A 16,682-nucleotide genomic window follows, 5' to 3' on the forward strand; every position below is an offset into this window, starting at 1 on the left:
TACCGCCGTGTCGTGCCCGACTGGCGGCGTCATTCAATACCGAGGTTAGACATGTCCACCACCATCGCAAAAGCCAACCCCAAGGTCGGCTTTGTATCCCTGGGTTGCCCGAAGGCTCTGGTCGACTCGGAGCGCATCCTTACGCAACTGCGTATGGAAGGCTACGACGTTGTGTCCACCTACCAGGACGCCGACGTGGTGGTGGTCAACACCTGCGGCTTCATCGACTCGGCCAAGGCTGAGTCCCTGGAAGTGATCGGCGAAGCCATCAAGGAAAACGGCAAGGTCATCGTCACCGGCTGCATGGGTGTGGAAGAAGGCAATATCCGCAACGTGCACCCAAGCGTGCTGGCCGTGACCGGCCCGCAGCAGTACGAGCAGGTGGTCAATGCCGTGCACCAAGTGGTGCCGCCGCGCCAGGACCACAACCCGCTGATCGACCTGGTGCCGCCGCAAGGCATCAAGCTGACGCCGCGCCACTATGCCTACCTGAAGATTTCCGAAGGCTGCAACCACAGCTGCAGCTTCTGCATCATCCCGTCGATGCGCGGCAAGCTGGTCAGTCGCCCGGTGGGTGACGTGCTGGACGAAGCCCAGCGCCTGGTCAAATCCGGCGTTAAAGAGCTGTTGGTGATCTCCCAGGACACCAGCGCCTACGGCGTCGACGTGAAATACCGCACCGGTTTCTGGAACGGCGCGCCGGTCAAAACCCGCATGACCGAACTGTGCGAAGCCTTGAGCAGCCTGGGTGTATGGGTGCGCCTGCACTACGTTTATCCGTACCCGCACGTCGACGAGCTGATCCCGTTGATGGCCGCCGGCAAGATCCTGCCGTACCTGGACATCCCGTTCCAGCACGCCAGCCCGAAAGTCCTCAAGGCCATGAAACGCCCGGCCTTTGAAGACAAGACCCTGGCGCGCATCAAGAACTGGCGCGAGATCTGCCCGGAGCTGATCATCCGTTCGACCTTTATCGTCGGCTTCCCAGGCGAAACCGAAGAAGACTTCCAGTACCTGCTGGACTGGCTGACCGAAGCGCAGCTGGATCGCGTTGGTTGCTTCCAGTACTCGCCGGTGGAAGGCGCTCCGGCCAACCTGCTGGATGCGGCCATCGTGCCGGACGACGTCAAGCAGGAACGTTGGGAGCGTTTCATGGCCCATCAACAGGCCATCAGCTCGGCGCGCCTGCAACTGCGCATTGGCAAGGAAATCGAAGTGCTGATCGACGAAGTCGACGAGCAAGGCGCAGTGGGCCGTTGCTTCTTCGATGCGCCGGAAATCGACGGTAACGTGTTTATCGACGATGCCAGCGGCTTGAAGCCGGGTGACAAGGTCTGGTGCACCGTGACAGATGCTGACGAGTACGACCTGTGGGCTGAAAAGCGCGACTAGCTCTGCGCACGCAGAGCGTCCGGCGAGGCATTCCCACGCAGAGCGTGGGAACGATCGGCGTGAAAAATTGAAAAAGCCTCGTGTCTGAGCAAGATGCGGGGCTTTTTTAGGTCTATCGTTTGCCCATCAGCGCCGATCATCGGCAAGGGGCAGCGGGCATGCGTCAGCATTCGGTTATCCACACACCTAAAACCAGCGACTACGCGCAATTGGCGCAAATCTGGGAAGACTCCGTGCGAGCGACCCATGATTTTTTGCCGGACAGCTACATCGTACTGCTCAAAGAGCTGGTGCTGACGCGCTACCTGGACGCGGTGATGCTGATCTGCACCAAGGACGCGCGCCAGCGCATCACCGGGTTTGCCGGGGTGGCAGCGGGCAAGGTCGAGATGCTGTTTATCGACCCGCAGTACCGTGGCCAGGGCTTGGGTCGGCAATTGCTGCGATACGCGATCGAGCACCTGAATGCCGATGCCTTGGACGTTAACGAGCAGAACCCGCAGGCCCTGGGGTTCTACTTCAAGCAGGGTTTCGAGGTGGTCGGACGGGCGGAGCATGATGGCTTGGGCCAGCCGTACCCGCTGCTGCATATGCGCTTGCGCCAACAACAGCTGCGTAGTGGGTGACACAACACCGAAGACATGTGGCAGCTGGCTTGTGTGGGAGCTGGCTTGCCTGCGATGCAGACACCTCGGTCGTGCATTTGGAATCGAGGTGATGCCATCGCAGGCAAGCCAGCTCCCACACAAGCCCGCTCCCACATTTTGAACCGTGTACCAACCAATAAAGCCACTACGCTGAAATGGGTCCGGGATTAACCGGCGCCACACAGGTACAATAGCCGCCCCCTTTTGCTACGGCCCTTGTCATGACTGACCCCATACGCCTTTCCAAACGCCTTATCGAACTGGTCGGTTGCTCCCGTCGGGAGGCTGAGCTGTTCATCGAAGGCGGCTGGGTCTCGGTGGACGGTGAAGTGATCGACGAACCGCAATTCAAGGTCACCACCCAGAAGGTCGAGCTGGACCCAGAGGCTAAAGCCACGGTGCCGGAACCGGTGACCATCCTGCTGCACGCCCCGGTGGGTGTGAATGTGGAAACGGCGATGGCCTCGATCAGCGCCGAGACGCTGTCCGAAGAGCACCGTTTCAGCAAACGCCCGCTCAAGGGCCACTTCCTGCGCCTGACCGCCAGCGCCGACCTGCAGGCCAAGGCCAGCGGCCTGTTGGTGTTCACCCAGGACTGGAAGACTCTGCGCAAGTTGACCGCCGATGCCGCCAAGATCGAGCAGGAATACGTGGTCGAGGTTGAAGGCGACATGGTTGCCCATGGCCTCAACCGCCTGAACCACGGCCTGACCTACAAAGGCAAAGAGCTGCCGGCCGTCAAAGCCAGCTGGCAGAACGAAAACCGCCTGCGGTTTGCACTGAAAAACCCGCAACCGGGCGTGATCGCCCTGTTTTGCGAAGCGGTCGGCCTGAAAGTCATCGCCATCCGTCGCATCCGCATCGGCGGCGTGTCCATCGGCAAGGTGCCGGTCGGCCAATGGCGTTACCTGTCCGGCAAAGAGAAGTTCTAAGCCGCCCCCCTTTTCTCGGCACCGGCGACTCTGCGCGGTGCCCTCAGTTGAATACCAGGATTGCCCACCATGATTCACAACGACGTATTGCGCAGCGTGCGCTACATGCTCGACATCAGCGACAACAAGATGGTCGAGATCATCAAAATCGGCGGCATGGACGTCACCAAGGAAGACCTGCTGACTTACCTCAAGAAAGACGAGGAAGAAGGTTTTGTGTTCTGCCCGGACGACGTCATGGCGCACTTCCTCGATGGCCTGGTGATCTTCAAGCGTGGCAAGGACGAAAGCCGTCCGCCGCAGCCGATCGAAACCCCGGTGACCAACAACATCATCCTCAAGAAGCTGCGCGTGGCCTTCGAACTGAAGGAAGACGACATGCACGCCATCCTCAAGGCTGCTGAGTTCCCGGTGTCCAAGCCTGAGCTGAGCGCATTGTTTCGCAAGTTCGGTCACACCAACTACCGCACCTGTGGTGACCAGTTGCTGCGCAACTTCCTCAAGGGCCTGACGCTGCGAGTTCGTGCGTAAGCCATGAGCTACTCGGTCTCGCCCGTCGGCTTCGTGCGCTCCTGCTTCAAGGAGAAGTTCGCCATCCCGCGCCAGCCGCAGTTGGCCCCGGCCGCCCGCGGCGTGCTGGAGCTGGTGGCGCCGTTCGACCAGGGCGAGGCGGTGCAGGGCCTGGAGCAAGTCAGCCATGTGTGGCTGCTGTTTCTGTTCCACCAGGCCCTGGAAGACAAGCCGCGCCTCAAGGTGCGGCCGCCACGCCTGGGCGGCAACACATCGATGGGCGTGTTCGCCACCCGCGCAACGCACCGCCCCAACGGCATTGGCCAGTCGGTGGTGAAGTTGGATAAGGTCGAGCCGGGCCGCCTGTGGGTTTCCGGGATCGATTTGCTCGACGGCACGCCGGTGCTGGATATCAAGCCGTACGTGCCGTACGCGGACATCATTGACACCGCCACCAATGAGATTGCCAGCAGTGCGCCGCAGCTGATTCCCGTGCAGTGGTTGAAGGCCGCCCTGTTGCAGGCGCAAGGCCATGCGCAGCGCCTTGATGAGCCGCTGGTGGCGCTGATCGAGCAGTGTTTGGCCCAGGACCCACGACCGGCGTATCAGACGCCAGGGCCTGAGCGTGAATACGGCGCGCAGTTCTGGGATGTGGATGTGCGTTGGCACTATCCAGAGGCGGGCCTGATTTGTGTGCTGGAAGTGGTTCCAGCCAAGTAAACGCCGAAAATAACTGTGGGAGCCGCTCATGTGGGAGCTGGCTTGCCTGCGATGCAGACACCTCGGTCATTCAGTTGAACTGAGGTGATGCTATCGCAGGCAAGCCAGCTCCCACACAAACCGGCTCCCACATTTTTTTGAGCAGTGTTTACTTCTCGACGAACGCGCGCTCGATCAAGTAATCACCCGGCTCACGCATACGCGGCGAAACTTTCAGGCCGAAGCTGTTCAGTACTTCGCTGGTCTCGTCCAACATGCTTGGGCTGCCGCACAGCATGGCGCGGTCGTCCTCGGGGTTGATCGGCGGCAGGCCGATGTCGCTGAACAGCTTGCCGCTGCGCATCAGGTCGGTCAGGCGGCCTTCGTTTTCGAACGGTTCGCGGGTCACGGTCGGGTAATAGATCAACTTGTCACGCAGCGCCTCACCGAAGAATTCGTTCTGCGGCAGGTGCTCGGTGATGAATTCGCGGTAAGCGACTTCGTTGACGTAACGCACGCCGTGGCACAGGATCACTTTTTCGAAGCGCTCATAGGTTTCCGGGTCCTGGATCACGCTCATGAATGGAGCAAGGCCAGTGCCGGTGCTGAGCAGGTACAGGTGTTTGCCCGGCTTCAAATCGTCAAGCACCAGAGTGCCTGTCGGTTTTTTGCTGATGATGATCTCGTCGCCTTCCTTCAAGTGCTGCAATTGGGAAGTCAGCGGGCCATCGGGCACCTTGATGCTGAAGAACTCCAGATGCTCTTCCCAGTTCGGGCTGGCAATGGAGTACGCGCGCATGAGTGGGCGGCCATTGGGCTGTTGCAGGCCGATCATCACGAACTGACCGTTCTCGAAGCGCAGGCCCGGATCGCGGGTGCACTTGAAGCTGAACAGCGTGTCGTTCCAGTGATGAACACTGAGGACACGTTCGTGGTTCATGTTGCTCATGTACGGGGAACTCCTGGAAATGGGTCTGCGCCAAAGATGAGATGCGCAATTGCACAGCATTCTAATGGCGGCGACAATATCTGTTAACTGGATTATTAAGATAAGGGTTATCGGTTATATCGATATGCGATTTACTCTACGTCAACTGCAAGTCTTCGTCGCCGTCGCCCAGCAGGAAAGCGTCTCACGCGCTGCTGGCCTTCTGGCCTTATCTCAATCCGCCGCCAGCACCTCGATCACCGAGCTGGAGCGTCAATCCAGCTGCCAATTATTCGACCGCGCGGGCAAGCGCCTGAGCCTCAACGCCCTCGGCCATCAGCTATTGCCCCAGGCCGTGGCCCTGCTGGACCAGGCCAAGGAAATCGAAGACCTGCTCAACGGCAAGTCGGGCTTTGGCTCCCTGGCGGTTGGCGCCACCCTGACCATCGGCAATTACCTGGCCACCCTGCTGATCGGCAGCTTCATGCAGCAGCACCCCGAAAGCCAGGTGAAGCTGCATGTGCAGAATACTGCCAATATCGTGCACCAAGTGGCGCATTACGAAATTGACCTGGGTCTAATCGAAGGCGACTGCAGCCACCCGGACATCGAGGTGCAAACCTGGGTCGAGGATGAGTTGGTGGTGTTCTGTGCGCCGCAGCATCACTTGGCCAAGCGCGGTGTGGCGACCATGGAAGAGCTGACCCACGAAGCATGGATCCTGCGCGAACAGGGCTCGGGCACGCGTCTGACCTTTGACCAGGCCATGCGCCATCACCGCAGCGCGCTGAATATCCGCCTGGAGCTGGAACACACCGAAGCGATCAAGCGCGCAGTGGAGTCAGGGTTGGGGATTGGCTGCATTTCCCGGCTGGCGCTACGCGATGCGTTCCGTCGCGGCAGCTTGGTGCCGGTGGAAACCCCGGACCTGGACCTGGCCCGGCAGTTCTACTTCATCTGGCATAAACAGAAGTATCAGACCTCGGCGATGCGCGAGTTCCTGGAACTGTGCCGCGCCTTCACCGCAGGGGTTCAGCGTAGCGACGAGATCGTGCTGCCGAATATTGCCTGAGGCTTAGATCAGGATCACGGCCCACACCAGGGTGATCATGGTCAGCGCCACAAATTGCGCGGCGCTGCCCATGTCCTTGGCGTTTTTCGACAGCGGGTGGCGGTCGAGGGAAATCCGGTCGATAGCCGCTTCCACCGCCGAGTTGAGCAACTCAACGATCAAGGCCAGCAGGCAGACCGCAATGAGCAAGGCGCGCTCGACCCGACTGACGTGCAGGAAGAAACTCAGCGGGATCAGGATCACGTTCAGCAACACCAACTGGCGGAATGCCGCCTCGCCGGTGAAAGCTGCGCGCAGGCCATCCAGGGAATAGCCCCCTGCGTTGAAGATACGTTTGATACCGGTTTGACCCTTGAAAGGCGACATAGATGTAGGCAACTGAACCAAAGAAGTGGGGAAACTAGATCACGCAAAGTCAAAAAAGCGTGAATCGGGTACAGCTTAATGCTGCGAAATTGACTCAAGTTGTTGCAAGAGCAGCGCCGCCTGAGTGCGTGTGCGCACGCCGAGCTTGCGGAAGATCGCCGTCACGTGGGCTTTGATGGTCGCTTCCGACACACTCAGCTCGTACGCAATCTGCTTGTTCAGCAGGCCTTCGCAGACCATGGTCAGCACTCGGAACTGCTGGGGTGTCAGGCTGGCAAGGCCATCACGGGCGGCTTTGGCTTCGTCGGACACGTTGATTTCTTCAAACGCTTGCGGCGGCCAGGACACATCACCGTCAAGCACCTTGCGCACGGCATTCTGGATGTCTTCCATGGCGCTGGACTTGGGAATGAAGCCGCTGGCACCAAATTCCTTGGAGCGCACCACGACATCGGCGTCTTCCTGGGCCGAGACCATCACCACCGGGATCTGCGGGTACTGCCCGCGCAACAGCACCAGCCCCGAGAAACCATAGGCACCGGGCATGTTCAGGTCGAGCAGCACCAGGTCCCAGTCGGACTTTTCGTTAAGGCGGGCTTCCAGTTCGGCAATGCTGGCGACTTCCACCAGGTTCACGTCAGGGCCAAGGCCCAAGGTGACGGCCTGATGCAGCGCACTGCGAAACAGCGGATGGTCATCAGCTATCAGGATTTCGTATGTGGCCATTGATTAAATGATCCTGTTTTTAGGGGAGCCCTGATCGGCGCCCAGCATGCCCAGCGCAGTCTGGGGGGTCAAGCACTACGCCCGTGGGCATTTTAGCGGGTTGCGTGTTTACGGTGCCATCATGCAAACGTCGTCTGGTTATACCGTCGGGATATGGGGCGCGAGCCGCGTGTGCACGCTGTCCGCAGGGTCCACCGGCAATTGGAATTTAGCCGCCAGGTAATGCGTGCTGAATACATCGAGGTAGGCATCCAGTACCTCGCTGGCGGCTGGGTCGCCAGCGAGTTCCAGGCACAGCGCAGCGACCTCGGCAGTACAGAAATGATCATCACGTTTAGACCGGCGCAGCTTGTAGCGCGACAGCTGTTCGGGCGCCAGGCTCAACACCGGCAAATGCTCCAGATAAGGGCTTTTGCGAAACATCTTGCGCGCTTCGCTCCAGGTGCCGTCGAGCAGGATGAACAACGGGCGCTTGCCGTCTTGCACCTTGACCTCGCTGCACACCCGCTCAGGCGCAACGAACTCGCCCGGAAACACGATATAAGGCTGCCATTGCGGGTCGGCCAACAGGGCCAGCAACTCGGGGTCCACTTCTGTGCGCGACCAGGCGAACGCGGTGGTGTCGTCGATGACATCGGCGATCAGCCAGCCGGTGTTGCTGGGCTTCATCGGTTCCACGTCATGCATCAACAGGCACATGGCGGAGCGGGCCTGCACTGTCGGGCGCCAGGCGCACAGGCAGTACTCGGGAATCACCCGGCAGCCGGGGCAACGTTCGGCCCGTGAGCCGCGGTTTAGAAACGGCCGGACGGCGCGCGCCAGGCGCTGGGTACGCAAGCGGGAGACAGCGTGGCTCATCGGCTGCACCGCGAGCAGAGGTCAATCGACACAGAAAAAACTCGAACAAGGCTAAGTGTCCGCAGTTTACCAGCGATACGCCTGGCTGTAGTGGCAAGCGGTCACCTATAATTGCGCGCCACTGAACGCACAGCGCAGTGGCTGGTCTATGCACCAGTAACCGAATCAGGAGAGTTTCATGCTGCGTTCCATGCTGCGTCTTGTTGCCCCATCCGTCGCCCTTGCGCTGGTTCTGCCCATGGGTGCCCACGCGGCGTCGCTGCTGGAGGCCCAAATGAACAGGAAGCTGCAAAGCGTCGCGGCCGAAAGCAACAAGGACCTGCCCCGGGAAATCGATGACAAAACCCTGGAAGTGGCCTACACCGTTGAAGGCATGCAACTGATCGATCACCTCAGTGTGCAGCCGGATCGTGCCGAACAGATGCGCGCCAACCAAAAGGCCGTGTATTTCCAGCTGGGTCAAAGCGTGTGCCTGAACAAAGGCTACCGCGAGCTGATGGCCAAGGGCGCCGTGATGCGTTATGAAATCACCGAGAACAAGACCAACCGCCCGGTAGCCTCGGTCAAGTTCGTGGAAGCCGATTGCCCGGCACCGGCCAAGAAGAAAAAGTAAACCACCGTTCGATTATCGTGCGCGACTGTCCAGTGGCGCACACCTCCCCCGCTGCATTTGCCCGGCAACGACTAAACTGCGTGATGAGTGACCAATAAGCGGTTGCCAGCCATGGGTTTTTCGGCTCATGATCAAGCCATCCCGGCAGCCCATCCACAGCGTTTTCCACGCCGTTCTGTAATATTTTCAGGGCAAAAGAAGGTTGCCCTCCTGCGACTTGCAGTGCAAAGGTTTCCAAATCACAAGGAACATACAGAGCCCGTTTTGCCGCCTGGCGAACACCGTGCAACGCCAAGGGCGTGCAGCGACACATGCAGTGTCGTGGCCGCGGACGAATCTCTCGCCGATGGCCCAGGTTCTGTGAAGAAGGAGAAGTTGAATGCCTTACGAACCGAATGACCGCCTGCTCCGTCATTTTGAAGCAAACGGCGCTGACCTCACGCAGCAGGTCGACGCACAACTCCAGTTGGTCGCTCCCAACAGCCCGAATATCCCCCTTTATCGCGACATGATCCTCACAGTGCTGCGCATGGCGCAGGACGACCGCAACCGCTGGAACGCCAAGATCACCTTGCAGGCGATCCGCGAGTTGGAGAACGCCTTCCGCGTACTGGAACAGTTCAAGGGCCGCCGCAAGGTGACCGTGTTCGGCTCGGCACGCACACCGGTCGAAAGCCCGTTGTACGCCCTGGCCCGGGAAGTCGGCGCACTGCTGGCACAATCGGACCTGATGGTGATCACCGGCGGCGGCGGCGGCATCATGGCTGCTGCCCACGAAGGCGCTGGCCTGCAGCACAGCCTGGGTTTCAACATCACCCTGCCATTTGAACAGCACGCCAACCCGACCATTGATGGCACCGACAACCTGCTGTCTTTCCACTTCTTCTTTACGCGCAAGCTGTTCTTCGTCAAGGAAGCCGATGCATTGGTGCTGTGCCCAGGCGGTTTCGGCACCCTGGATGAAGCACTGGAAGTGCTGACCCTGATCCAGACCGGCAAGAGCCCGCTGGTGCCGGTGGTGCTGCTGGATGCCCCCGGCGGCGGTTTCTGGCAAGGCGCGCTGGACTTTATCCGCAACCAGCTGGAGGCCAATCGCTATATCCTGCCCACCGATCTCAAGCTGCTCCGCCTGGTCTACAGTGCTGAAGAAGCGGTGGCGGAGATCAACCAGTTCTATGCCAACTTCCATTCCACGCGTTGGTTGAAGCGTGAGTTTGTGGTGCGCATGAACCATCGGCTCAGTGAGCGGGCCTTGGCCCATTTGCAGACGGAGTTCGCCAGCCTGCGCCTGAGTGGTGAGTTTCAGCAGCTTGCTTACACAGGCGAGGAACACGATGAGCCCAGGTTCAGCCATTTGACCCGTCTGGTGTTCAACTTCAATGGCCGTGATCAGGGCCGCCTGCGGGAATTGGTGGACTACATCAATTTGCCGGAGAACTGGGCTCAGGCTCAGGGCAAGACACAGCAGCGGGTGGCGCCGGAGCCGGCGTGATTTTTAAGGCAAAAAAAAAGGCCCACTACTGTCGTAGTGGGCCTTTTGTTTTATCGGGATTTGGCATCCCGGCAACCAACACATTTAGATTTTTACCAGCCTGAAGACTTAATCGTCCATGTCTCGACCGCTGAGCAGCCGACTGATCATATCCATCGAAAACCCGCGGTAGCTCAAGAAGCGGCCTTGCTTTGCACGCTCCCGGGCATCAATCGGCAGATGGCCGGCAAACTTGCGACGCCAGGTATCTTCCAACTGCGACTGCCAACTGATACCGCACTCACGCAGGGCGAGGTCGATATCGGCACGTTGCAGGCCGCGTTGGCTCAGCTCTTCACGAATTCGCGCCGGGCCGTAGCCGGAGCGCGCGCGGTAGGAAACAAAGCTTTCAAGATAGCGGGCTTCGGAAAGCAGCCCCTCTTCCGTCAAACGGTCGAGGGCTGTTTCGATCATCTCGGGCTCTGCACCGCGCTGACGCAGTTTACGCGTCAGCTCGACTCGACCATGCTCGCGGCGAGCGAGCAGGTCCATCGCGGTGCGCCGAACGGCGACGAGTGTATCCAGTACCACAGTCATCGTTTGCTTCAGATATCAGTGTCAGCTTCTTCCACTTCTTCAACCGGCTCGCGGTTGGCGGCAGCTTTCACGTCTGGCGCTGGGGTCAGCAGCTTGTCGCGAATCTGCTTCTCAAGCGTGGCAGCGATATCCGGGTTGTCTGCCAGGAACTTGGCCGAGTTGGCCTTGCCCTGACCGATCTTGCTGCCGTTGTAGGCATACCAGGCACCGGACTTCTCGACGAAACCGTGCAGTACGCCCAGGTCAATCATCTCGCCGTTCAGGTAGATACCCTTGCCGTAGAGAATCTGGAACTCTGCCTGACGGAAAGGCGGAGCGACCTTGTTCTTCACGACTTTAACGCGAGTTTCGCTACCAACAACTTCGTCACCTTCCTTCACCGCGCCGGTACGGCGGATGTCCAGACGGACCGAAGCGTAGAACTTCAGCGCGTTACCACCGGTAGTGGTTTCCGGGCTGCCGAACATTACGCCGATCTTCATACGGATCTGGTTGATGAAGATCACCAGGCAGTTGGCGTTCTTGATGTTACCGGTAATTTTACGCAGCGCCTGGGACATCAGGCGGGCTTGCAGGCCCACGTGCATGTCGCCCATTTCGCCTTCGATTTCAGCTTTCGGTACCAGGGCAGCCACGGAGTCGACCACGATCACGTCGATGGCGTTGGAGCGCACCAGCATGTCGGTGATTTCCAGGGCTTGCTCACCGGTGTCCGGCTGGGAAACCAGCAGGTCGTCAACGTTGACGCCCAGCTTACCGGCGTATTCCGGGTCCAGGGCGTGCTCGGCGTCGACGAACGCACAGGTGGCGCCCATTTTTTGCGCCTGGGCAATCACCGACAGGGTCAGGGTGGTTTTACCGGAAGATTCAGGACCGTAGATTTCAACGATACGGCCTTTTGGCAGGCCGCCAATGCCGAGTGCGATGTCCAGACCCAGAGAGCCAGTGGAAATAGCCGGGATCGCCTGACGGTCGTGATCGCCCATACGCATTACGGCACCCTTGCCGAATTGACGTTCGATCTGACCCAGGGCCGCAGCCAAGGCTTTCTTCTTGTTGTCGTCCATTAAAGTCCTCACGTAATCAATAAGGCCTGACGGCCAACACCTGTATAAGTAGACAGTATTGTTCCACAAAGATCCGGGATCGCCTACCCCTGATTTTCGATTTCTGCTGCAGCTCGTCGCAACAAGCCCTCCAGCGCGGCCTTTACCGTTTGTCGACGGACCTCGTCGCGGTTGCCGGGGAAGTGCGCCAACTCGGCCGTCACCTCATCACCCACGCCGAACGCCAGCCATACAGTGCCTACCGGTTTATCCGGCGAACCACCATCCGGCCCCGCCACGCCGCTGACCGCCACGGCAAAGCGCGACAGGCTTTTTTCCTGCGCACCGCGCGCCATCGCCTCCACCACTTCCTGGCTGACGGCGCCGACCTTGGGGAACAACGCCTCCGGCACGCCCAGCTGCCGGGTCTTCTGCCGATTGGAGTAAGTGACATAACCGGCCTCAAACCACGCCGAACTGCCCGGTATGCGCGTGATGGCTTCGGCGATACCGCCACCGGTGCACGACTCGGCAGTGGTGACGTGGGCATTGAGTACCTGCAAACGGCGACCCAGTTCAGCGGCCAGTTGAGTGATTTCCTTCACAGTCGTCTCCAGGAGTGGGCGGGGTTTGCCTACCCTACAGGAGCCTATCGGCCATGCAAGTTAGAGAGTGCATCAAGACGCTAACGGCCGACGACGCGCACGCCACCTCAGGAAACGCCCAACACCGCCTTCGCCCGCGCCCACAGTTGCAAACGCTCATCCAGCCCGTTCAGCCCGCCATTGATGCGCCGGGTAATGGTGGTGAACTGGTCTTTGTCGGCGAGTTCGTTCAAACCATTGCTTTGCCAGAACCATGCGGCGGACTCACACGCCCATTGCGGCTGCTCCAGCAGTTGCGGTTGCTGCAACAGGCGCTCGTCGCCGAACAACGCTTGGCTGCAGGCAAGGTAATTGCGCCGCCCGGTGATCTGAATAAGCCCCCTGCCCCGGTACTTCTGGCCATCGCCGTCGGCCTCGGGGGTGTTGCCCAAACGCGCGGCCAGGGTGCCGGTGTCGTATTTGCTCAGGTATTGATCGCTGCCCAGTTCTCGCACATAGAGCAACTGGCCGGATTCGTGGCCGATTTGGGCAAGAAATGCGGCCATGCGCTCAGGTGTGATGATTTGGTGGTGTGACATGGCCGCGTTTAACGCAGAAATGAAAACGCCAGCTTTAAGCTGTGAGCGTGGTAAGACTTTAACTAACTGTTGCTCGGACAGGACCATGTTGCCCTCCTCGGCGCTTCGAAATGAAGATCGAGCTTTGAGTGCCGCACGAACTCAGACGTATTTTTCATTCAGTGCATACAAGATCGCGCAGGTTTCGCAATCCAGCACGCCATCATGGTTTTCAGGCCGAAAGTGCAGTTGAAAAGCCCGTACCAGCGCACTGAAAAAACCATCAGAAGGGGGCGTTTCAATGCCATAGCCATAGCGGGTAAACGCCTGAACCACTTGGTCACGCTCAGGCATTTCGTCACTGAATTGCTGGAGGTATTTGTCTTTGACTGAATCATCGCACCAGGCGCCGATACCTGCCTGCGCAAGGTCTTTCCAGGGAAGCTTGGGGCCCGGGTCTGATTTGCGACCGACCGAAATATCAGAATGACCAACCACGTTTTTCGGCGACAAAAGTCCAACGCGGTGTAGTGCAACACCAGGAAACGTACACGTTTGCCGTAAGGTTTAAGCGTGCGATAAGTGTTGTAGTCAATCGTAAACATAGAGCCTCCCTTTTTCCTATCCATCCTTTAGCTATTACGCAGCACACGCGCCTTGAATTAACCGCACGCGAATGCTGCGACCTAGCGCTCTCAGAGACGATGAAGTTCAATATAGTGTTCATGTGTCTTCACCTATTGAGTCGAATGATTTATCGCGGAGGATTCCGCTTTCATGTCGCTCAAAGGCGATTGCTCAAGGCTCGCGGCCTTCACATGATTCAACGTCCCGCATCGGGAACATTTGATCTGGAGCTCTGTAAACCCACCCGTGCGGGCGAGAAGTCTTTTGCAGTTACCGCATCTGAATTCTTTCAACATCTGCAAATTCCTTTTGCTGAATTACCCTTTCCGTGGGCAATAAAAAACCCGACACAATCGCCGGGTTTGTTAGCTGATTTTACTCAGTTGTCAGGATGCTCGCTCGCTACTGAATCAGCGGCGTCCACATCCGACATATCCTCTTCGAGAGGTGCATCGTCGTCAGGCGGCAGCGGGATCTTGTCCTCATCACGCCTTGGGTCATGCCCTGTCTCGTTATCAGTGCCGCGTGTGACTTCCTGCTGAGAAATATTGCCTGGCGCATTCTTATCGATGTCCATGCTGACTCTCCGTTTTTATGCTCGGGATATCCGCGCTTGAACATGAGAGGCTGGCAGGTCATGGTCAGTGCCAATCAATGGACGAACGGCTTAAGGCAAACGTCCCCGTTCAGTGGCGAGGCCCTGAATAGGTCCCTCATCAGCGTGACAAGTGAGAGGCTCTGAGGGCTTGGGGAAAATTAGGCAATAAAAAGCCCAGCGCGACGGCTGGGCTCTATTACGCAAGGAGATAGAAGATCATGGAGTCCAGTAAGCAATCTTGCCGTCTGCACCAACAGCTGTAAAATTGCCGTTGCCGTAGGCGACGCTCCGGATATCGGTTCCTGCGAAAGTGTTGGCTTGCTGAGCCCAGCCGATCCCATCCTCGGAAACGGCTGTCTTGCCGCCGTCGCCGACAGCTACATACTTGCCGTTACCGTAAGCAATGTCGCGGATGATGGTTCCACCGAAACTGGTATCTTCAACAGCAGTCCAGCTAAGGCCATCGGATGAATATGCCATCTTGCCATCCGCACCAACGATAAACATTTTCCCGTTGCAAAGCTTCATGGAAAGGATGGTGCTATAGCCGAAGGTGCTGGTTCTGGTCGTGAATGTTTGCGGATTATCCGTCGCCATCTTCACAGCGCTAAGCAGCTTCCCATTCGATCCCGCAATCAACACAAAACTGCCAATGACGTTGACGCAGTACACAGTCTCGCTAGAAGTGAAGGTCGTAGTGCGCTCCACCTGGCCTGACCAATCGCCATAACGGGAAAAGACTTTACCGTTAGACCCAACCAGTATCCAGGTGTAGTTCTCGCCGTTGATTGGCCGATAAAACACAATGCCTTGCAAGTCTGCGGACGCGCGAACAGTTGCCGTAAGATCTGTCCAAACCCTTTCAGGGTGGTCTGTGCTGCCGAAGATCAGATTGCCGGATTGAGAAAGGGCTTGAAGCGATACCCCAATACCGTTCCAGTACAGCTCGTTGAGGACCTTTGCGCTATCAGAGGTGAGGGCGCCCTTAAGCTTGGTCCACGCTGTACCAGTTGCGCCTCCGCTGACAACCTGAGTGGTTGTGGTAAGACCGTTGCCACCAACCGCATAAAACTTGCCTTGCGCAAAAACCACCCGCCTAAGCATGCCGGTGTTATCCACCGGTTGTACTTGAGTCCAAAGATCTTGCAAGGTTTGAGACGCCGAGTTTGCGTTTTCCATTTTAAACTCCGTTACTGAGCTGATTTAAGTTCAGGCCTCTATAGTGGGCGTATGGCGCTCATGGGCGATTGCTCGAGGCGCGTGGCCTTCACATGGTTCAACGTCCCGCATCGGGAACATTTGATCTGGAGTTCTGTGACCTCACCTATTCGAGCAAGGAGTTTTTTGCAGTTTCCGCATCGAAACTCTCTCAACATAAGTTTCTCCAACATCAGTGAACTAATGCTGCGAATAACTTACCTGTTCACGCGGACAACCCATTCGCCGTGATCGAACTGCGATACCCCGTCGCCGGATCGCCCACATGCACCACCTGCTTCATCGACCACTGCCCCTGCATGTACGAAGGCCAGGTTTCATCCAGTACCAACACGCCTTCGGCAGCCAATAAAGGGTTGCCAGGGCAATCGATCACCAGCTTCAAGCCTTCGCGTCCCACACGACGCAGTTCGCCTTCAGCCACGGCACGCGCCTCGGCTTGGTTCTGGCAGCGCTGGCGCAAGGTTTTGAATGGGGCCACCCCAACTTCGACTACCTGCTGTTTGCCACCTGCGGCATCCCACCAGGTCACGCGGCTGCCCATGTATTTGGAGCGAGACGTTTCGTCGAGCTTGGCAGTGATGAAGGCCTGGTCACCAGGGCGGTTGTCCTGGGTCACGGACAGCTTCACCTGCGGTAATAATTGCCCGGAAAGTGATTTGACCTGCCCCGCCTCGGCCAACACATACAACTCGTTGATCGGTTTGGTAACCGCGCTGTAGCGTTTGGCAAGGCGGGTGATGAACGCCATGTCGCTTTCGTTGGACTGGTCGATATGGGCAATCGCAATGCCTTCCAGCGCCGGGGCCACACGCGGTGAAAAACCGTGGCGACTGACCAGTTGGCGAAACAGTGCGCCCAGCGTGGTCGGCCCGTAACTGGCCGACCGTCGCTGTCGATAACCGCTGGCGTCGAGCATGCTGAACGGTGCGGCAGTCGCCACGATCATCAAGCGCATGGGAAACAACACGGGCGTGCGCTGGGTGATCACGAACTCGCCTTTTTCCACCAGCGCCGATTCCTGGTAACCCACGCGCAAACCGATCTTGCCGCTCAGGCTGGGCAAACCTTCCAGCCCCTCGATATTGAGGGTCAACTCCAGCCGATCAGACTCGATACCCGCGGCGTCGGTATGGCTCCAATGCATCAGGCGTTGATTGAGAAGTGCGGCATTAGCGCCATAAAACTCAACGATCGGCGTAAATCCCTGTGCCATGTTG

At 58.5% G+C, this 16,682-nt stretch carries 21 protein-coding genes and 1 pseudogene; 8 read left to right on the forward strand and 14 right to left on the reverse strand.

Annotation, left to right across the window (positions count from 1 at the left end; translation table 11 throughout):
- Positions 1-63: 63 nt before the first annotated feature.
- The 5 genes from rimO to tsaA all read left to right on the forward strand — a co-directional run bounded on the left by rimO (position 64) and on the right by tsaA (position 4,201).
- Positions 64-1,392 carry a 30S ribosomal protein S12 methylthiotransferase RimO gene (gene rimO, locus K0H48_RS29820; RefSeq protein ID WP_170875830.1) on the forward strand — a complete coding sequence of 443 codons (1,329 nt, stop codon included), beginning with the start codon at positions 64-66 and terminating at the stop codon, positions 1,390-1,392.
- A 158-nt stretch (positions 1,393-1,550) separates the two neighbouring features.
- Entirely contained in the window at positions 1,551-2,018 is a 468-nt protein-coding gene (locus tag K0H48_RS29825; RefSeq protein ID WP_138816545.1) for a GNAT family N-acetyltransferase, read from the forward strand.
- 242 nt (positions 2,019-2,260) lie between these two features.
- Positions 2,261-2,971: an rRNA pseudouridine synthase gene (locus tag K0H48_RS29830; RefSeq protein WP_219337777.1), complete on the forward strand. Its 711-nt coding sequence runs from the start codon at positions 2,261-2,263 to the stop codon at positions 2,969-2,971.
- A 69-nt stretch (positions 2,972-3,040) separates the two neighbouring features.
- Positions 3,041-3,502: a DUF1456 family protein gene (locus tag K0H48_RS29835; protein ID WP_219337778.1), complete on the forward strand. Its 462-nt coding sequence runs from the start codon at positions 3,041-3,043 to the stop codon at positions 3,500-3,502.
- A 3-nt stretch (positions 3,503-3,505) separates the two neighbouring features.
- On the forward strand, positions 3,506-4,201 hold the full coding sequence (gene tsaA / locus K0H48_RS29840) for a tRNA (N6-threonylcarbamoyladenosine(37)-N6)-methyltransferase TrmO (RefSeq protein ID WP_219337779.1): 696 nt from the start codon (positions 3,506-3,508) through the stop codon (positions 4,199-4,201).
- Between the two features lie 148 nt (positions 4,202-4,349).
- On the opposite strand, the gene fpr is transcribed toward tsaA, so the two are convergent.
- Positions 4,350-5,129: a ferredoxin-NADP reductase gene (gene fpr, locus K0H48_RS29845; protein ID WP_003189055.1), complete on the reverse strand. Its 780-nt coding sequence runs from the start codon at positions 5,127-5,129 to the stop codon at positions 4,350-4,352.
- 124 nt (positions 5,130-5,253) lie between these two features.
- On the opposite strand from fpr, the gene K0H48_RS29850 reads away from it, so the two are divergent.
- Positions 5,254-6,180: a LysR family transcriptional regulator gene (locus tag K0H48_RS29850; protein WP_026013711.1), complete on the forward strand. Its 927-nt coding sequence runs from the start codon at positions 5,254-5,256 to the stop codon at positions 6,178-6,180.
- A 3-nt stretch (positions 6,181-6,183) separates the two neighbouring features.
- On the opposite strand, the gene K0H48_RS29855 is transcribed toward K0H48_RS29850, so the two are convergent.
- The 3 genes from K0H48_RS29855 to K0H48_RS29865 all read right to left on the reverse strand — a co-directional run bounded on the left by K0H48_RS29855 (position 6,184) and on the right by K0H48_RS29865 (position 8,130).
- Positions 6,184-6,546: a diacylglycerol kinase gene (locus K0H48_RS29855; protein WP_017137081.1), complete on the reverse strand. Its 363-nt coding sequence runs from the start codon at positions 6,544-6,546 to the stop codon at positions 6,184-6,186.
- Between the two features lie 75 nt (positions 6,547-6,621).
- On the reverse strand, positions 6,622-7,272 hold the full coding sequence (gene erdR / locus K0H48_RS29860) for a response regulator transcription factor ErdR (RefSeq protein ID WP_056857592.1): 651 nt from the start codon (positions 7,270-7,272) through the stop codon (positions 6,622-6,624).
- Between the two features lie 138 nt (positions 7,273-7,410).
- On the reverse strand, positions 7,411-8,130 hold the full coding sequence (locus tag K0H48_RS29865; RefSeq protein WP_219337780.1) for a tRNA-uridine aminocarboxypropyltransferase: 720 nt from the start codon (positions 8,128-8,130) through the stop codon (positions 7,411-7,413).
- Positions 8,131-8,308: 178 nt separating this feature from the next.
- Here K0H48_RS29865 and K0H48_RS29870 point away from each other — a divergent pair, with 178 nt between their 5' ends.
- Both K0H48_RS29870 and K0H48_RS29875 read left to right on the forward strand, forming a co-directional pair.
- Positions 8,309-8,743 carry a PA3611 family quorum-sensing-regulated virulence factor gene (locus K0H48_RS29870; protein WP_219337781.1) on the forward strand — a complete coding sequence of 145 codons (435 nt, stop codon included), beginning with the start codon at positions 8,309-8,311 and terminating at the stop codon, positions 8,741-8,743.
- 379 nt (positions 8,744-9,122) lie between these two features.
- On the forward strand, positions 9,123-10,235 hold the full coding sequence (locus K0H48_RS29875) for a TIGR00730 family Rossman fold protein (protein ID WP_219337782.1): 1,113 nt from the start codon (positions 9,123-9,125) through the stop codon (positions 10,233-10,235).
- A 108-nt stretch (positions 10,236-10,343) separates the two neighbouring features.
- Here the strand turns inward: K0H48_RS29875 and recX are convergent, their stop codons facing one another.
- The 10 genes and pseudogenes from recX to K0H48_RS29925 all read right to left on the reverse strand — a co-directional run bounded on the left by recX (position 10,344) and on the right by K0H48_RS29925 (position 16,678).
- Positions 10,344-10,811: a recombination regulator RecX gene (gene recX / locus K0H48_RS29880; RefSeq protein WP_034118389.1), complete on the reverse strand. Its 468-nt coding sequence runs from the start codon at positions 10,809-10,811 to the stop codon at positions 10,344-10,346.
- 8 nt (positions 10,812-10,819) lie between these two features.
- Positions 10,820-11,878 (reverse strand): recombinase RecA, encoded by a 1,059-nt coding sequence (gene recA, locus K0H48_RS29885; protein WP_048720087.1) that lies wholly within the window; start codon positions 11,876-11,878, stop codon positions 10,820-10,822.
- An 83-nt stretch (positions 11,879-11,961) separates the two neighbouring features.
- Positions 11,962-12,462 (reverse strand): CinA family protein, encoded by a 501-nt coding sequence (locus K0H48_RS29890; protein ID WP_138451094.1) that lies wholly within the window; start codon positions 12,460-12,462, stop codon positions 11,962-11,964.
- Between the two features lie 107 nt (positions 12,463-12,569).
- The gene (locus K0H48_RS29895) at positions 12,570-13,127 is read right to left on the reverse strand and encodes a glycoside hydrolase family 19 protein (RefSeq protein ID WP_138451097.1); all 558 of its coding nucleotides are present in this window, start codon (positions 13,125-13,127) and stop codon (positions 12,570-12,572) included.
- Positions 13,128-13,181: 54 nt separating this feature from the next.
- Positions 13,182-13,624, reverse strand: a pseudogene (locus K0H48_RS29900) (hypothetical protein).
- A 132-nt stretch (positions 13,625-13,756) separates the two neighbouring features.
- On the reverse strand, positions 13,757-13,948 hold the full coding sequence (locus K0H48_RS29905) for a Com family DNA-binding transcriptional regulator (protein WP_219337783.1): 192 nt from the start codon (positions 13,946-13,948) through the stop codon (positions 13,757-13,759).
- 77 nt (positions 13,949-14,025) lie between these two features.
- On the reverse strand, positions 14,026-14,223 hold the full coding sequence (locus K0H48_RS29910) for a hypothetical protein (protein ID WP_056857599.1): 198 nt from the start codon (positions 14,221-14,223) through the stop codon (positions 14,026-14,028).
- A gap of 237 nt (positions 14,224-14,460) precedes the next feature.
- On the reverse strand, positions 14,461-15,423 hold the full coding sequence (locus K0H48_RS29915) for a hypothetical protein (protein WP_219337784.1): 963 nt from the start codon (positions 15,421-15,423) through the stop codon (positions 14,461-14,463).
- Positions 15,424-15,461: 38 nt separating this feature from the next.
- Positions 15,462-15,620 carry a Com family DNA-binding transcriptional regulator gene (locus K0H48_RS29920; protein WP_219337785.1) on the reverse strand — a complete coding sequence of 53 codons (159 nt, stop codon included), beginning with the start codon at positions 15,618-15,620 and terminating at the stop codon, positions 15,462-15,464.
- Positions 15,621-15,667: 47 nt separating this feature from the next.
- Positions 15,668-16,678 (reverse strand): contractile injection system protein, VgrG/Pvc8 family, encoded by a 1,011-nt coding sequence (locus K0H48_RS29925; RefSeq protein WP_219337786.1) that lies wholly within the window; start codon positions 16,676-16,678, stop codon positions 15,668-15,670.
- Between the last annotated feature and the right edge of the window lie 4 nt (positions 16,679-16,682).

Source organism: Pseudomonas sp. Xaverov 259 (assembly GCF_019352915.1).
In the GTDB taxonomy this organism is placed as follows: Bacteria; Pseudomonadota; Gammaproteobacteria; order Pseudomonadales; family Pseudomonadaceae; genus Aquipseudomonas.

Excerpts from the sequence above, each read along its gene's own strand:
- K0H48_RS29825 (WP_138816545.1), top strand. The coding sequence starts at position 1,551 with ATGCGTCAGCATTCGGTTATCCACACACCTAAAACCAGCGACTACGCG.
- K0H48_RS29830 (WP_219337777.1), top strand. The coding sequence starts at position 2,261 with ATGACTGACCCCATACGCCTTTCCAAACGCCTTATCGAACTGGTCGGT.
- erdR (WP_056857592.1), bottom strand. The coding sequence starts at position 7,272 with ATGGCCACATACGAAATCCTGATAGCTGATGACCATCCGCTGTTTCGC.
- K0H48_RS29865 (WP_219337780.1), bottom strand. The coding sequence starts at position 8,130 with ATGAGCCACGCTGTCTCCCGCTTGCGTACCCAGCGCCTGGCGCGCGCC.
- K0H48_RS29855 (WP_017137081.1), bottom strand. The coding sequence starts at position 6,546 with ATGTCGCCTTTCAAGGGTCAAACCGGTATCAAACGTATCTTCAACGCA.
- recX (WP_034118389.1), bottom strand. The coding sequence starts at position 10,811 with ATGACTGTGGTACTGGATACACTCGTCGCCGTTCGGCGCACCGCGATG.
- tsaA (WP_219337779.1), top strand. The coding sequence starts at position 3,506 with ATGAGCTACTCGGTCTCGCCCGTCGGCTTCGTGCGCTCCTGCTTCAAG.
- K0H48_RS29835 (WP_219337778.1), top strand. The coding sequence starts at position 3,041 with ATGATTCACAACGACGTATTGCGCAGCGTGCGCTACATGCTCGACATC.
- K0H48_RS29850 (WP_026013711.1), top strand. The coding sequence starts at position 5,254 with ATGCGATTTACTCTACGTCAACTGCAAGTCTTCGTCGCCGTCGCCCAG.
- fpr (WP_003189055.1), bottom strand. The coding sequence starts at position 5,129 with ATGAGCAACATGAACCACGAACGTGTCCTCAGTGTTCATCACTGGAAC.
- K0H48_RS29915 (WP_219337784.1), bottom strand. The coding sequence starts at position 15,423 with ATGGAAAACGCAAACTCGGCGTCTCAAACCTTGCAAGATCTTTGGACT.
- K0H48_RS29910 (WP_056857599.1), bottom strand. The coding sequence starts at position 14,223 with ATGGACATCGATAAGAATGCGCCAGGCAATATTTCTCAGCAGGAAGTC.
- K0H48_RS29925 (WP_219337786.1), bottom strand. The coding sequence starts at position 16,678 with ATGGCACAGGGATTTACGCCGATCGTTGAGTTTTATGGCGCTAATGCC.
- K0H48_RS29870 (WP_219337781.1), top strand. The coding sequence starts at position 8,309 with ATGCTGCGTTCCATGCTGCGTCTTGTTGCCCCATCCGTCGCCCTTGCG.
- K0H48_RS29920 (WP_219337785.1), bottom strand. The coding sequence starts at position 15,620 with ATGTTGAGAGAGTTTCGATGCGGAAACTGCAAAAAACTCCTTGCTCGA.
- K0H48_RS29895 (WP_138451097.1), bottom strand. The coding sequence starts at position 13,127 with ATGGTCCTGTCCGAGCAACAGTTAGTTAAAGTCTTACCACGCTCACAG.
- K0H48_RS29875 (WP_219337782.1), top strand. The coding sequence starts at position 9,123 with ATGCCTTACGAACCGAATGACCGCCTGCTCCGTCATTTTGAAGCAAAC.
- recA (WP_048720087.1), bottom strand. The coding sequence starts at position 11,878 with ATGGACGACAACAAGAAGAAAGCCTTGGCTGCGGCCCTGGGTCAGATC.